General features: G+C 63.5%; 12 protein-coding genes. 3 read left to right on the forward strand and 9 right to left on the reverse strand.

Annotation, left to right across the window (positions count from 1 at the left end):
- Positions 1 to 4 precede the first annotated feature (4 nt).
- The gene (locus X265_RS10850; RefSeq protein WP_244659227.1) at positions 5 to 985 is read left to right on the forward strand and encodes an alpha/beta hydrolase family protein; all 981 of its coding nucleotides are present in this window, start codon (positions 5 to 7) and stop codon (positions 983 to 985) included.
- Here X265_RS10850 and X265_RS10855 read toward each other — a convergent pair.
- The 9 genes from X265_RS10855 to X265_RS10895 form a co-directional block, all read right to left on the reverse strand.
- On the reverse strand, positions 930 to 1961 hold the full coding sequence (locus tag X265_RS10855) for an SMP-30/gluconolactonase/LRE family protein (RefSeq protein ID WP_128964821.1): 1032 nt from the start codon (positions 1959 to 1961) through the stop codon (positions 930 to 932). The two genes, X265_RS10850 and X265_RS10855, sit on opposite strands and share 56 nt — an antisense overlap.
- Before the next feature lie 168 nt (positions 1962 to 2129).
- A complete protein-coding gene (locus tag X265_RS10860) occupies positions 2130 to 3365 on the reverse strand; it encodes an ABC transporter substrate-binding protein (protein ID WP_128964822.1) in 1236 nt (411 codons plus the stop codon).
- Positions 3366 to 3406: 41 nt separating this feature from the next.
- The gene (locus tag X265_RS10865; RefSeq protein WP_128964823.1) at positions 3407 to 4888 is read right to left on the reverse strand and encodes an ATP-binding cassette domain-containing protein; all 1482 of its coding nucleotides are present in this window, start codon (positions 4886 to 4888) and stop codon (positions 3407 to 3409) included.
- Positions 4888 to 5814: a branched-chain amino acid ABC transporter permease gene (locus X265_RS10870; RefSeq protein ID WP_092299436.1), complete on the reverse strand. Its 927-nt coding sequence runs from the start codon at positions 5812 to 5814 to the stop codon at positions 4888 to 4890. The genes X265_RS10865 and X265_RS10870 overlap by 1 nt, the downstream gene beginning before the upstream one ends.
- Position 5815: 1 nt before the next feature.
- The gene (locus tag X265_RS10875) at positions 5816 to 6691 is read right to left on the reverse strand and encodes a branched-chain amino acid ABC transporter permease (protein WP_128964824.1); all 876 of its coding nucleotides are present in this window, start codon (positions 6689 to 6691) and stop codon (positions 5816 to 5818) included.
- An 87-nt stretch (positions 6692 to 6778) separates the two neighbouring features.
- Positions 6779 to 8014, reverse strand: coding sequence for an ABC transporter substrate-binding protein (locus tag X265_RS10880; RefSeq protein WP_128964825.1), 1236 nt, complete (start codon positions 8012 to 8014; stop codon positions 6779 to 6781).
- 231 nt (positions 8015 to 8245) lie between these two features.
- The gene (locus tag X265_RS10885; protein ID WP_128964826.1) at positions 8246 to 9364 is read right to left on the reverse strand and encodes a D-alanine--D-alanine ligase family protein; all 1119 of its coding nucleotides are present in this window, start codon (positions 9362 to 9364) and stop codon (positions 8246 to 8248) included.
- Between the two features lie 50 nt (positions 9365 to 9414).
- Positions 9415 to 10158, reverse strand: a complete 744-nt coding sequence (locus X265_RS10890) for a 3-deoxy-manno-octulosonate cytidylyltransferase (protein ID WP_128964827.1) — start codon at positions 10156 to 10158, stop codon at positions 9415 to 9417.
- A 96-nt stretch (positions 10159 to 10254) separates the two neighbouring features.
- The gene (locus tag X265_RS10895) at positions 10255 to 11457 is read right to left on the reverse strand and encodes an SMP-30/gluconolactonase/LRE family protein (protein ID WP_128964828.1); all 1203 of its coding nucleotides are present in this window, start codon (positions 11455 to 11457) and stop codon (positions 10255 to 10257) included.
- Between the two features lie 320 nt (positions 11458 to 11777).
- Between X265_RS10895 and X265_RS10900 the strand changes: the two genes are divergently transcribed.
- Both X265_RS10900 and X265_RS10905 read left to right on the forward strand, forming a co-directional pair.
- Positions 11778 to 12026, forward strand: coding sequence for a hypothetical protein (locus tag X265_RS10900; protein WP_128964829.1), 249 nt, complete (start codon positions 11778 to 11780; stop codon positions 12024 to 12026).
- A gap of 477 nt (positions 12027 to 12503) precedes the next feature.
- The gene (locus tag X265_RS10905; RefSeq protein WP_128964830.1) at positions 12504 to 14066 is read left to right on the forward strand and encodes a 2-isopropylmalate synthase; all 1563 of its coding nucleotides are present in this window, start codon (positions 12504 to 12506) and stop codon (positions 14064 to 14066) included.
- Positions 14067 to 14126 lie beyond the last annotated feature (60 nt).

Below are 14126 nucleotides of genomic sequence, written 5' to 3' on the forward strand. Positions count from 1 at the left end.
CCAAGTGAAATTCGCTGGAAGCCCGACCCTCATATCTTTGATTGTGATTGCAAATTCCTTCCTGCTGTCGTCGGAAGTTTTAGCCCAGTCCCAGCCAGACGATGAGATGTTCGATCCAGTTAAAGTCATTAATGGAACGCAGATTTCGCCTGAGGCCTGCAAAGAGATGGAGGCGCGGCAAACCGCGGTCTGGGTCAGCGTGGAGAGCGAAGGATATTGCCTTAGATACTACGCCGCAGGATTGAAGGCAGACGGACCAAATCCGCTGGCCGTAGCCTGGATGCCGGGGGACGTGATGGGCGGGCCCAAAGGCGTGCGCCATCAGGCAGGACTCGGTGTTGCAGCGATGATCGAACAATCGCAAGAGCAATTCAGCCGATACGGCGTGCCGTTCATTTTCCTGGGCAGGCCGGGCACGTATGGAAGTGCGGGAAAGCATTACGACATCAGGCACACGCCATTGGAAGCCAAGCTGATGGCATCTGCGATCGATACCTTGAAGTCGCGCTATCACATCAGCCGCTGGGTGCTTGGAGGGCATAGCGGTGGTGGGACGCTCGCGGCAGAGTTCCTTGCTCAGCGCAGGGACCTTCAGTGTGTCGTTCTCTCTTCTCCAGCCGCAGCGTATCGCGCGCGCCTGAAGGCGAGGGGATGGGTCAGCCGTTTGAAAACCGAAGTCTTTTTTGACCCTTATGATTCCTTGAATCAGATACCGGATCAACCTGCGCGCAGGATATTCTTGATCTCAGACCCGCGTGATTCCAACATCCCGTTTTCAACGCAGGAACTGTATTTCAACGGGCTGAAATTGCATGGACATGCTGCCTGGCTGGTCCCGCTCAGGAAGGCCCGAGGTCCGACGTATCATAGTCTCGTTGATTTTGGCCAAGCAGCGGAAGGAATGTGCGCGAGCGGGATGGCGACTGACGTCATGCTGCAAACCTTGCGCGCGATGCCGATGCAGTCGGACCGCATATCGAACTAACCGGATGCTGTGGCGGGCCTGCGGCTGCCCTCGAGCATGTTGCTCGAGTCGACATCGGCGTCGGTTCGCGACGGAGCTTCACCGCCGCCCTTGTGTTGAGATAGATCGAATACAGCGAGGTCTGGCCGCAGATGTAGAGGCGGTTGCGGCGTGGGCCGCCGAAGCAGACATTGGCGACGATCTCGCCGATCGGGACGGTGCCGAGATGCGTCCCATCGGGCGCGTAGCAGAACACGCTGCGGCCCGCCGACGTCCAGATGTTACCGTGGATGTCGACGCGGAAGCCGTCATAGAGCCCGTCGGGGCAGGTGGCAAACAGCGAGGCTTCCCCGAGTGTCTGTCCCTTGACGTCGTAGGACCAGATCGTCGGCGGCAGTCCGCGGACATGCGTCGCGCCGGTGTCGGCGACGTAGAGCCTGGTTTCGTCAGGCGAGAAGGCGAGGCCATTGGGCTGTACCCGGTCGGACACGACGCGGGTGATGGCGCCGGTAGCGCCGTCGATCCGGTAGACGTTGGAGGCGCCGATCTCGGACGGGCTTTGCTGCCCCTCATAGTCGCTGTCGATGCCGTAGGTCGGATCCGAGAACCAGATCGAATTGTCCGATTTGACCACGACGTCGTTCGGTGAATTCAGCCGACGGCCTTCGAACGCGTCCGCCAGCACGGTGACCGAGCCGTCATGCTCGGTGCGGGTGACGCGCCGCATGAAATGTTCGCAACTGACCAGCCGCCCCTGGCGGTCGGTGGTGTTGCCGTTGGAGTTGAAGCTCGGCGAGCGGAACACCGACACCGATCCGTCGGTCTCGTCGAAACGCATCATCCGGTTGTTCGGAATGTCGGACCAGACGAGATAACGGCCGGCTGGGAAATAGGCGGGACCTTCGGCCCAGCGGCAGCCGGTGAAGAGCTTTTCGAGATTGACATGGCCGATGACCAGCCGCTCGAAGCGGGAGTCGTGAACGACATAGGGGAGCATGCGTCCTCCGTGCTGGCCGCAGATTCTTGGAGCTGCCTGCGTGCGGTCCTCAGTGTGATCGACCTCGCGAGATTTGCAAGGTGCTTCACCTGAAGGCGCCTGAAACGGAAACGACAATGCCCGGGAGACCCGGGCATTGCGCGTCTTCGAAGCCGCCCTTCCGATATTTTACTGCGACAGTTTCACGAAGTTCGGAAACTTCAGCTTGCCTTCCGCGATCTTCTCCGGCCAGACCACGACCTGCTTCTCGTCCTGCCACTGGAAGACGAGGCCGGTCACGAAGCCGGGGCCGGACTTGATTCCGTGGGTGAACTCGTCGTCCTTGCCGTAGAACTGGATCTTGCCGATCGTGCCCTCGTAGTCGGTCTTCTCGAGCTCCGCGACCATCTTGTCGGGATTGGTCGAGCCGGCGCGCTTGATGGCGTCGGTGATGATGTAGACCTCGTCATAGGCGGTATAGCCGGTGTAGGCCGGCGGCGCGCCGAACTTGGCCTTGAAGGCGGCGGCGAACGGCTTGGTCTTCGAGGTCACGGCGACGTCGGGTGTCGCGACGGCGAGCGACGGGATGCCGTCGGCGGCGCCGTTGGTGTCCTTCCAGAAGGTCGGGCTCAGCGCCTGCGCGCTGATGCCGAACATCGGGACCGGCACCTGCTGGTTCTTCCACTGCACGGTCGGCTGCACGCCGACATGCGAGATGCCGGTGACGATCACATCGGGCTTCTTGGCCTCCATGTTGTTGAAGATCGGCGTGAAGTCGGTGGTATCGGGCGAGAAGCGCACGTGCTCGACGACCTTGAGGCCGGCCTTCGGCAAGCAGGCCTCATAGCCGACGTCGAGCGGCTTGGTCCAGGCGGCGTCCTCGCTCATGATCGCGACCGTCTTCATGTGCATCTTGTCGACGAGGAGGTCCCTGGCCGCGTCACAGACGAGCTGCGCTTGCGCGGCCGAGTTCAGATAGCCGTGGAAGGTGTACTTGTTCTTGTCGTAGTCGTTGTGGATCGCCTTGGTGATCTCGTTGGAGGCGGCGCCGGGCGTGATCAGCGGCATCTTCAGCCGCGCGGCCCATGGCTCGAGCGCCAGCACGACCTCGGAGATGTAGCTCGCGATCACAGCCGAGACCTTGTCCTCGCTCACGGCGCGCTGGAAGGCGCGCACGGAATCGGCCGATGAGCTCTTGTTGTCATAGGTGACGATCTCGACCTTGCGGCCCAGGATGCCGCCCTTGGCATTGATCTCGTCCGCGGCGATCTGCGCACCGCCCGGGGTTGCCGCACCCGCGATCGACTGCACCTCGGCGATGACGCCGATCTTGATCGGGTCGTTCGACTGTGCGTAGGCGGGCGCAGCGAGGCAGAGCGCCAGGGCCGAAGCGAGGAAGCTGCCGCTGAGAACTGAAGGTCGCATGGTCGTTTCCCTTTCTATGCTTCTTGTTGCTGTTGATGGACTTACAGAAAATCGGCGCCGGCCTCGCTGGCAAAACGGGCGGGATCGCCCTCCCAGACAATCCTGGCGTGCTCCAGCACATAGACGCGGTCGGCATGCGGCAGCGCGAAGGTGACGTTCTGCTCGCCGAGCAGCACCGTGATGGACGTGGTCTGGCGCAGCTTCTCCAGCGCCTTGGACAGGAGCTCGAGGATGACGGGCGCAAGTCCCAGCGTCGGCTCGTCCAGGATGAGAATCTGCGGCTGCATCATCAGCGCGCGGCCGATCGCCAGCATCTGCTGCTCGCCGCCGGACAGCGTCTGCGCCAGCTGACCCTGACGCTCCTTCAGGATCGGGAATAGCTCGAACAGCCAGGCAAGCTGCGTGGCGCGCGCCTCGTCGGTGAGATGCTGGCCGCCGAGATCGAGATTCTCCCGCACCGTCATCTCGCCGAACAGCTCGCGTGATTCAGGGCATTGCACGAGACCGCTGCGGGCGATTTTTGCCGGGCTCGTGCCGCGCAGCTTCTCGCCCCCGCGGATGATCTCGCCGGTGTAAGGCAGGAAGCCGGATATGGTATTGAACAGCGTGGTCTTGCCGGCGCCGTTGAGGCCGACGATGGAGACGAACTCGCCCTCGTGGATGTGGATCGAGACGTTTTCCAGCGCCTGTGCCTTGCCGTAATGCACGCTGACATTCTCGACCTGGAGCAGCGGCACCTTGTCCTTGAAGCTGGTCTCTGGCCTGGCATGGGTCTCGATGGCGCCGCCGAGATAGACCCGGCGCACGGTCTCGTTTCGCATGACCTCGTCGGCCTTGCCGGTGACGATCTCCTCGCCGAGATACATGGCGAGCACGCGGTCGACCAGCGCGGCGACGCTCTTGACGTTGTGATCGACCAGCATCACCGCGCGGCCCTCGTCGCGAAAGCTGCGGATCAGGTCGGAGAAGACGTCGACCTCGGCGCGGGTGAGGCCGGCGAAGGGCTCGTCGACCAGCACCACTTTGGGATCTCGCGCGATCGCTTTCGCAAGCTCGAGCCTTCGCAGATCGGCGAAGGGGAGCGTCGGCGGGCGGCGGTTCATCACGTTGCCAAGCCCGACGCGATCGGCGATCCATTTGGCGCGCTCGACCAGCGCCTTGTCCGGAAACAGCATGAACAGGCTGTCCGGCAACAGCGCCACCATGATGTTCTCCAGCACCGTCTGCCGGTTCAGCGGCCGCGAGTGCTGGAAGACCATGCCAAAGCCTTTGCGCGCGATCTTGTGCGCGGGCAGGCCCGCGACATTCTCGCCCTCGAACACGACTTCGCCCGCGGTCGGGCGCTCGATGCCCATCACGCTCTTCATCGCGGTGGATTTGCCCGAGCCGTTCGGCCCGATCAGGCCGAAGATCTCGCCGCCATTGACGTCGAAGCCGAGGTTCTTGACGGCGGTCAATCCGCCAAAGCGCTTGGTCAGGCCGCGGACTTCGAGCACGGGCCGGTTTGAAAGCCGCTGATCCATTACGAGCGAGCCTCGCGCGAGAGGGCCGCCCCTAAGAAGCCGCCGGGGAAGAACAAGACGACGAGCAGCGCGACCGCCGAGACGATGAAGGTCGCAAGCTCGCCCGTGGGTCGCAGGAATTCGCCGGCGACGATCAGGAAGATCGCGCCCAGCGCTGCACCGAGCACGGTACGCCGGCCGCCGAGCACGGCCGAGACGATGACGTTGACGCCGACGGCGACGTCGACGACGGTGCCGACCGAGGCGGTGCCGAAATAGAACACCAGCAGCGCGCCTGACAGCCCGGAGAAGAACGCGCTGACGATGAAGGCGGCGAGCTTGTGCTTGACGATGTTGAAGCCGAGCGCGCCGGCCTGCACCGGGTCCTGGCCGCTGGCCTGCAGGACGAGGCCGACAGGCGATTGCGACAGGCCGTACAGGATCGCCGCCGAGATCGTCATGAAGCCGAGCGCGATCCAGTAATTGGCGCCGGCATTGATGGTGATGACGTCGGGGATGGTGAGGCCGATCTCGCCGCCGGTGAGATCAGCGAACACGACGACGAAGTTCTGCAGCATCAGGACCGCGACCAGCGTGGTCAGGCCGAAATAGGGCCCGCGCACGCGCAAGGCCGGTAGCGCCAGCACCAGGCCGGCGATCACCGAAGCGAGCGCGCCGAGCACGATGCAGAGATAGACCGACCAGCCGAACTGGGCGTTGAGGATCCCAGCCGTGTAGGCGCCGACGCCGATCAGGAAGGTCGGGCCGAAATTGACCTCGCCCGCGAACCCGAACAGGAGGTCCCAGGCCATCGCGAACACGCCGAAATAGAAGGCGACGGTGAGGAGCCCGAGGACATAGCCGGACACATAGAGCGGCAGCGTCGCCGCGATGATGACGAGTGCCAGCGAGACGAAGAACAGGCGCGAGGTGAAGAAACCGGCCATCTCAGCGCCTCCCCAGCAGGCCCTGGGGCCGGATATACATCACGAACACGAGCAGTAAGAGCGCCGGAATGGTGCGGTAAGCCGGCGAGACCAGATAGGCCGTGAGCGTCTCGAGATAGCCGACCACGAAGGCCGCGATCAGGGAGCCGGAGACGCTGCCGAGGCCGCCGAGCACCACGATCGAGAAGGCGCTCGCGGTCAGCGGTCCGACGCTGTAGGAGCTGACGCCTAAGAACATGCCGAGCAGCACGCCGGCGATACCGGCGAGAATGCCGTAGATTGCCCAGACCACGATATAGATGCTGGTCAGCTCGAGCCCGAGCAGCGTGACGCCGCGCGGATTCATCGACGCCGCCAGCACCGCCTTGCCGGTGCGGGTGCGGTTCACCAAGAGCCACAGCAGCGCGATGACGAGGCAGCACACGATGGCGGTGAAGATCTCGTTGCTCGGCGTGCGGACGCCGAGGAGGTCGACGACGCCCTCGACGATCGGCAGCACGGTCTTGGCGTTGTTGGTGAAGAAATAGGCGATCAGCTCCTGAATCATGATGCCCCAGAGCAACGTTCCCGTGAGGACGAAGATCTCCTTCTCCTCGTTGGGAATGCGCCGGGAGTCCTGGATCGGCTTCACCACTGCGAAATAGGTGGCGAACGCCGTGACGAGGGCGACGCCGACGCCGATCAACGCGCCGGCATAGGTGCCGACCCCCAAAATGCTGGCCGCGGCCCAGGCCGCCACCGCTGCCGCCACCATGATGGCACCGTGGGAGAGGTTGAGCACGCCGGAGACGCCGAAGATCAACGTGAAGCCGGTGGCACCGAGAGCGTAAAGAGCGCTGATGGCAAAGCCATCAATCAGAATCTGGAAAGCTCGCATCTATGTTGGGGCTGCCGATTTGAGGAAAGGTGCTGCGGAGCGCCGCAAATGGAAGCTCCCGGGAGGTGGTCCCGGGAGCGGTTCCTGTCAGTTGCTGAGCTTGATGAAGCTCGGGAACTTGATGTCGACCTTGGCGACGTCCTTGGGCCAGACCGCACTCTGCTTGCCGTCCTGCCATTGCAGCATCAGCCCGGTGATCAGGCCCTTGCCGTATTTGATCGAGTGCGTGAACGGATCGTCCTTGCCGTAGAACTGGACGCGGCCGATCGTGCCTTCCCAGTCGGTCTTCTCCAGCGCATCGACCAGCTTGTCGGCATCGCTCGAGCCGGCGCGCTTCACCGCATCGGCGATGTAATAGACCTCGTCATAGGCGGTGTAGCCGGCATAGGACGGGTAGTTGCCGAACTTCTTCCTGAAGTTTTCCGCGAACGGCACCGACTTCGGGGTCACCGCGACGCCGGGCCCGGAGACGCCCTGATAGAGCACGCCTTCGGCGGCCTGGTTGGTGTCCTTGCCGAAGGTCTCGTTGGTCGCCTGCGAGGAGATGCCGAACATCGGGATCGGCACCTGCTGGTTCTTCCACTGCACCGTCGGCTGCACGCCGACGTGGGAGATGCCGGTGATGATCACGTCCGGCTTGGCACCCTCGATCTTGTTGAAGATCGGCGTGAAGTCGGTGGTATCGGGCGAGAAGCGGATGTGGTCGAGCACTTTCAGTCCGATCTTGGGCAGGCAATCCTCGTAGCCGATATCGAGCGGCTTGGTCCAGGCGGCGTCCTCGCTCATGATCACAGCCGACTTCATGTGTAGCTTGTCGACGAGGAGGTCCTTTGCCGCATCGCAGACCGAAAGCGCCAGCGCCGCGGAGGTCAGGTAGCCGTGGAAGGTGTACTTGTTCTTCTCGTAATCGGCATGGACGCTCTTGCTGATCTCGTTGGAGGCAGCACCCGGCGTCACGAACGGCGTCTTCAGTCGCGCCGCCCAGGGCTCCAACGCCAGCACCACTTCGCTGATGTAGCTGGCGATGACGGCGTTGACCTTGTCCTCGTTCACCGCCCGCTGGAACGCGCGAACCGAGTCGGCGGAGGAGGAGTGGTTGTCGTACGAGATGATCTCGATCTTGCGGCCATCGATGCCGCCTTTCGCGTTGATCTCGTCGGCGGCGAGCTGAGCGGCTTGCGGGATCGAGGCGCCGGCAATCGCCTGCGCTTCCGCGATCACGCCGATCCGAAGCGGATCCGCCGCAAAGGCCGCACCTGAGGCTGCCAGCAACGCGGCCGCACCAAACGCACTTCGCAATGCACCAGAGAGTGCTTTATTCATTTTGTTCTCTCCCTTGAACCAAGCTTCTTTGAGCTATTGGGCGGCGACTATAACGGCGAGAGAATCCTCGGCAAGTAAAACTGTATTCAGGATTGTACGATGGGGACTAAAGTCTAGCTGCGCAGATATCGGGCAGAGCGAGGCGCTATTCCACACATAGGCATGCAGATTTCGTCGGGCGGCATGCGCGTACGTCGAGCCACACCAAGACGCCCGATGAACTGCGATCGGCTAGCTCGAATAGCCGCGTTCCAGTGCATGACGCTGCTGGTAGCGGTCCAGCGCCAGATGGACGAGGCGCGTCAGCAGCTCGCCATATGGCACGCCCGAAGCTTCCATCATCTTCGGATACATGCTGATCGAGGTGAAGCCGGGCAGGGTGTTGATCTCGTTGAAGCAGAACTCGCCGGTCTGCCGATCGAGGAAGAAATCGACGCGCGCGAGGTCGCTGCATTCGAGCGCCGCGAAGACCTGCACCGCCAGCGCGCGCACCCGCGCCATCTGGGCTGCATCCAATCTTGCCGGAAGATCGACGCGCGCGCCGTCGGGATCGAGATATTTGGCCTCGTAGGAATAGAATTCGTGATGGGCGTTGGGATTGAGCTCGCTGGCGACGCTCGCGAACAGCGTCTCGCCGTCGAGTACCGCAACCTCGATCTCGCGGGCGTCGATGCCCTGTTCGACCAGCACCTTGAGATCATAGCGAAACGCATCATCGAGCGCCGGGCCGAGCGCATCCCATGTCTTGACCTTGTGAATGCCGACGCTGGAGCCCATGTTGCACGGCTTGACGAACGCCGGCAGTCGCAGACCCTCGACCGCCTTGGCCAGAGAGGAGGCGCGATCGGCGGCGAAGGCCTTGCGGGTCAGCACGCGATAGGGCGCAACCGGAACGCCGGCGAGCTCCGCGAGCCGCTTGGCGACATCCTTGTCCATGCTGACGGCAGAGGCGAGAACGCCCGACCCGACATAGGCGACGTCGGCGAGCTCCAAAAGGCCCTGCATCGCACCGTCCTCGCACAGCGGACCGTGCATGACCGGAAACACCACGTCGATCGGGATCGGCTCGGTCGCGCCTTCGACAACAGGCATGAGAACGCCGCATCCATCGGCGCCTCGGGCGAGCCGTATCTCGGGCGCATCGGGCAGGATCGGCAAGGACGCCTCTTCCGGATCGATCCCGGCAAGATCGATCCATTGCCACCGGCCCGTCTTGTCGATGGAAACAGGGATCACCTCGAAACGCGCGCGGTCGAGATGCCCTAACACGGAAGCGGCCGATTTCAGCGAGACCTCGTGCTCACCGGATCTGCCGCCATAGAGGACCACGACGCGAATTTTGTCTGCCATGAGTCAATTATCACGCGCCGCGTCCAGAAGTCACGTGCGGCTTGCAGGGCTTAGATCGCCCTGGCCGTCAGGAGATCTCGCGCGCGCTCCAGATCGGCCAGCGTGTCCACGCCGAGCGGCTCGGTCCGGATCACCTTGGCGTCCATTCGCATGCCGTGCTCGATCGCCCTGAGCTGCTCGAGGCTTTCGCGCTGCTCGAGGACGCCTCGCGGCAGGCCGACATATTTCGCCAGCGCCTCGCGGCGATAGGTGTACATGCCGACGTGATGATAATGCTTGCCGGCGCCTGCGGGAATTACGGCCCGGCTGAAATAGACCGCGCGACCGATGGTGTCTTCCGGGTGGATTGCAAGGGCGATCTTGACGACGCTCGGGGCCTCAAGCTCCATGGGATCCTCGATCTCGGTGGCGAGCGTCGCGATCGAACAATCGGCATGCCGGGACAACGGCTCCATGGTCGCCCGTATCGTCGCCGGATCGATCGTCGGCAGATCGCCCTGAAGCACGATGACGACATCATAGGCGGCGTCCGCGTCGATCAGCTGCAACGCCGCATGCGCGCGATCCGATCCCGTCGGCAGGTGCGGGTCAGTCAGGACCGCGCGGCCCCCCAGGCCGGCGATGACATCCACGATGGCTTGGTCTCCGCAGGCAACGACGACGGGGCCGATATCGGCCTCGAGACCTCTTCGCAAGACGTGGGCGATCATGGGCTGACCGTTGATCTCGGTCAGTGCCTTGCCCGGGAGCCTGGTCGAACCAAGCCGGGTGGGTATGATGACGATTGGACGCATGAAAACCTTTCACCTTCTGAACGGGCAGTCTTGGGCGCAAGTCTGAGGCGCCAGCGGGGTACGCTGGCGCCTCGTTGCAATTCAATCCCGGCCTGCTCAGCCCGGCCCTGCACCTTGCGTCGCCGTATACACCGCGTAGAGCGACTGGCTCGCCGCCATGAACAGGCGGTTGCGCTTCGGGCCCCCGAAGGTGATGTTGCCGCAGACTTCCGGCAGGCGAATGCGACCGAGCAGTTTGCCCTCAGGCGACCACACCGTCGCGCCGTTATAGCCGACCGCGCGGCCGGCATTGCTCGAAGCCCAGACATTGCCGTTGACGTCGCAACGTACGCCGTCGGGTCCGCACTTGATGCCGTCGATCACGCAATCGGAGAACAGCTTCATGTTGGAGAGCTTGTTGTCTTCGCCGACGTCGAACACGAAGATCTCGCCCTTGCCGCCGGGGCCGGTGTCGCCCGGTCCCTTGCCGGTCGAGACGACGTAGAGCTTCTTGTAGTCGGGCGAGAAGCACAGGCCGTTCGGGTCGGGCACCTGGTCCTCGCTGACGACGAGATCGACGCGGCCGCTAGCGTCGATGCGATAGCAATTGGTCGGCAGTTCGCGCTTCTTCGGCATGAAGTCGGCCGGCTGCCCGATCCTTGGATTGAGCTTGCCGCCCGCATCGGGCTCGCCCTCGTAAAGCTGGCCGCCATAGGGGGGATCGGTGAACCAGTAGCTGCCGTCAGGATGCGCGACGACGTCGTTCGGCGAGTTCAGCTTCTTGCCGTTATAATTGTCACAGAGGATCGTGGCGGTGCCGTCGTTCTCGTAGCGTGTCACCCGCCGCGTCAGATGCTCGCAGGAGAGCTGGCGGCCCTGGAAGTCGAACGAGTTGCCGTTGCTGTAGTTCGATGGCGTGCGGAACACGCTGACATGGCCGTCATCTTCGCTCCAGCGCATCTGCCGGTTGTTGGGAATGTCGCTCCACAAGAGATAGCGTCCTTGCGCGCTCCAGGCCGGGCCTTCGGCCCAGAGCACGCCGGTGTAGAGCCGCTTGATCGCCGTGTTGGGCTGCGCCAGATTGTTGAAGGACGGATCGGCCGCGATGACGTCGGGGTCCCAGAAATAGGTGGTCGGCGCGCCATGAGGGCCGAAGTCGCGCGGCGGGGTCGTGATCGTGGTCGGCGGGGCGGCAGGTCCGTTCTGGGCCAGCGCTGTGCTCGTTCCGGCCACCGCGCTCGCGGCACCGAGCGCAAGCCCTTGCACCAGTGTCCGTCGTGAAAGCGCAACATCCTGCTCACGCTGCTGTTGGCGTGTCATTCGCGTCCTCCCAAGGTCATATCAGGCTGGCCGGTTGATCCGGCCGAGCGGAGCAAAGGTTAGCCCGGTCTGCGGCTGGTTGCGAGCGCTAGACTTGCAGCCTCTCCGCGCGATCTCCTTGATGTTGCCAAATTCGCTCTGCGCCAGCTGACTGATAGTCACCGACGATGTCGCGACATTTGCGCAGGCTGTTGGGCTGTGCATGAGAAGACGATGCGTCTCATTCGGCGAGGTTCACCGGGCCTCACTTTGGACCCTGTCAAGCCTTGACGTCGCCCCTATTGCTGCGCAGAAAACTTTGGGAGAGAGGTCGCTGCCAAATGGTACAAGGCATCATCACATTGATCGTGCTGCTCGGGATCGCCTATGCGGCCGGCTATTTCACGCGCGATCTGAAGTCGCGCAGACGGCGTGCCGCAGCGCGCCGCTCGAGCGGCTACACGCAGCCGGACTGGCTCAGCCCCACGGTCCCCGCCAACACCAATGAGACGCCATCCCCAGCGCCCGGTGAACTCGGCCAGATGCTGGATCGCTGGGAGAGCAGAGCGCGTTCGCGTCGCGCGGGGTAGGCGGCGTCGGTCCTTCGTGAGCCGGCTGGGAGCGCCATGATTCCTTGCATTGCGGAGGGTTAAACACCCGGCCGCAGGGTCGATCGCTTCGTCGCGCGTCCCGCACGCCAACCAGGTCAGTCTTCCTGACCATCTTTTGGCGTTGCAGTTGCTGCCATTTCTCGTCTAGAAACGACGCACTGAGCCTTCCCGGCAACCAACCGTCAACGGTTTTGACCGAGAATTTGGGGCTTAAAAGGGTCTGGCAATGCTGATTCGCGGCCAAATCGATGGGATTTTGGGGGAGGTGGCTCGGGCCGCCGCCACGATCCCGGCCGCGCTGCTGCCCACCCTCCTTCTTGGCGGCCTTCTTCTTACTTGCCCCTGAGGGCCGGCTGGGCGCGACGCGCCTGGGCGCTCAGGGGTTGGTCGAGATCACCGGACACCTCAAGCGCCCCTTAGAACTGACGGCGCGAAAGCTCAAAAGGAAATCTGATAATGGCCCCCGCGAACAAGTCCGATAAGGACCGCGTCATCATTTTCGACACCACGCTGCGCGACGGCGAGCAGTGCCCCGGCGCCACCATGACCTTCGAGGAGAAGCTCGAGGTCGCCGAGCTGCTGGACGATATGGGCGTCGACGTCATCGAGGCCGGCTTCCCGATCACCTCCGAAGGCGACTTCCAGGCGGTGAGCGAGATCGCCCGCCGCTCCAAGAACTCGATCATCGCCGGCCTGTCACGCGCCCATCCCGCCGACATCGACCGCTGCGCCGAAGCCGTGAAATTCGCCAAGCGCGGCCGCGTCCATACCGTGATCGCGACCTCACCGCTGCACATGCGGGTGAAGCTGAACAAGACGCCGGAGCAGGTGATCGAGACCTCGGTCGCCATGGTCGCCCGTGCCCGCAACCAGATCGACGACGTCGAATGGTCGGCCGAGGACGGCACCCGCAGCGAGATGGATTATCTGTGCCGCATCGTCGAGGCCGTCATCAAGGCCGGCGCGACCACGGTGAACATCCCCGATACGGTCGGATACACGGTGCCGGAGGAATACACCCACTTCATGAAGACGCTGATCGAGCGCGTGCCGAACTCCGACAAGGCCGTGTTCTCCGTGCACTGCCATAACGACCTCGGCATGGCCGTTGCGAACTCGCTGGCGGGCGTCGTCGGTGGCGCGCGCCAGGTCGAGTGCACCATCAACGGCATCGGCGAGCGTGCCGGCAACGCTGCGCTCGAGGAGATCGTGATGGCGATCAACGTGCGCAACGACAAATTCCCCTACTGGAACAAGATCGACACCACCCAGCTGACCCGCGCCTCGAAGCTGGTGTCGGCCGCGACCTCGTTTCCGGTCCAGTACAACAAGGCCATCGTCGGCCGTAACGCCTTCGCCCATGAGAGCGGCATCCACCAGGACGGCGTGCTGAAGGACGCCTCCACCTACGAGATCATGCGGCCCGAGATGGTCGGCCTGAAGCAGTCCTCGCTGGTGCTCGGCAAGCACTCCGGCCGCCATGCCTTCGTGCACAAGCTGGAGGAGATGGGCTACAAGCTCGGTCCGAACCAGCTGGAAGATGCGTTCACGCGGATGAAGGCGCTCGCCGACCGCAAGAAGGATATCTATGACGAGGACATCGAGGCGCTGGTCGACGAGGAGATGGCGGCCTCGCACGACCGCATCAAGCTGACCTCGCTCACCGTGATCGCCGGCACCCATGGCCCGCAGCGCGCGACCATGAAGCTCGACGTCGACGGCCAGATCAAGATCGAGGAAGCCGAGGGCAACGGTCCAGTGGACGCGGTGTTCAACTGCATCAAGCGCCTCGTCCCGCACGATGCCAAGCTCGAGCTGTACCAGGTTCACGCGGTCACCGAAGGCACCGATGCGCAAGCGGAGGTCTCGGTGCGGCTGTCGCAGGACGGACGTTCGATGACGGCCCGCGCGGCGGATCCTGATACGCTGGTCGCCTCGGCAAAGGCCTATCTCGGCGCGCTCAACAAGATCGTCATGAAGCGTCAGCGCGACACCGTGACGACTGCGGCGGCGAGCTGACGCTGGTTGCTTCGCCCCCTCCCGCATCCACCTTCGCCAAGACTTCGGCGGACGAGAGCG

This window comes from Bradyrhizobium guangdongense, from assembly GCF_004114975.1.
GTDB lineage: Bacteria > Pseudomonadota > Alphaproteobacteria > Rhizobiales > Xanthobacteraceae > Bradyrhizobium > Bradyrhizobium guangdongense.

Bases quoted from the DNA above. Each gene is read 5' to 3' on its own strand.
- X265_RS10870 (WP_092299436.1), bottom strand. From the start codon at position 5,814: ATGGCCGGTTTCTTCACCTCGCGCCTGTTCTTCGTCTCGCTGGCACTC.
- X265_RS10875 (WP_128964824.1), bottom strand. From the start codon at position 6,691: ATGCGAGCTTTCCAGATTCTGATTGATGGCTTTGCCATCAGCGCTCTT.
- X265_RS10885 (WP_128964826.1), bottom strand. From the start codon at position 9,364: ATGGCAGACAAAATTCGCGTCGTGGTCCTCTATGGCGGCAGATCCGGT.
- X265_RS10880 (WP_128964825.1), bottom strand. From the start codon at position 8,014: ATGAATAAAGCACTCTCTGGTGCATTGCGAAGTGCGTTTGGTGCGGCC.
- X265_RS10860 (WP_128964822.1), bottom strand. From the start codon at position 3,365: ATGCGACCTTCAGTTCTCAGCGGCAGCTTCCTCGCTTCGGCCCTGGCG.
- X265_RS10890 (WP_128964827.1), bottom strand. From the start codon at position 10,158: ATGCGTCCAATCGTCATCATACCCACCCGGCTTGGTTCGACCAGGCTC.
- X265_RS10895 (WP_128964828.1), bottom strand. From the start codon at position 11,457: ATGACACGCCAACAGCAGCGTGAGCAGGATGTTGCGCTTTCACGACGG.
- X265_RS10865 (WP_128964823.1), bottom strand. From the start codon at position 4,888: ATGGATCAGCGGCTTTCAAACCGGCCCGTGCTCGAAGTCCGCGGCCTG.
- X265_RS10900 (WP_128964829.1), top strand. From the start codon at position 11,778: ATGGTACAAGGCATCATCACATTGATCGTGCTGCTCGGGATCGCCTAT.
- X265_RS10855 (WP_128964821.1), bottom strand. From the start codon at position 1,961: ATGCTCCCCTATGTCGTTCACGACTCCCGCTTCGAGCGGCTGGTCATC.
- X265_RS10905 (WP_128964830.1), top strand. From the start codon at position 12,504: ATGGCCCCCGCGAACAAGTCCGATAAGGACCGCGTCATCATTTTCGAC.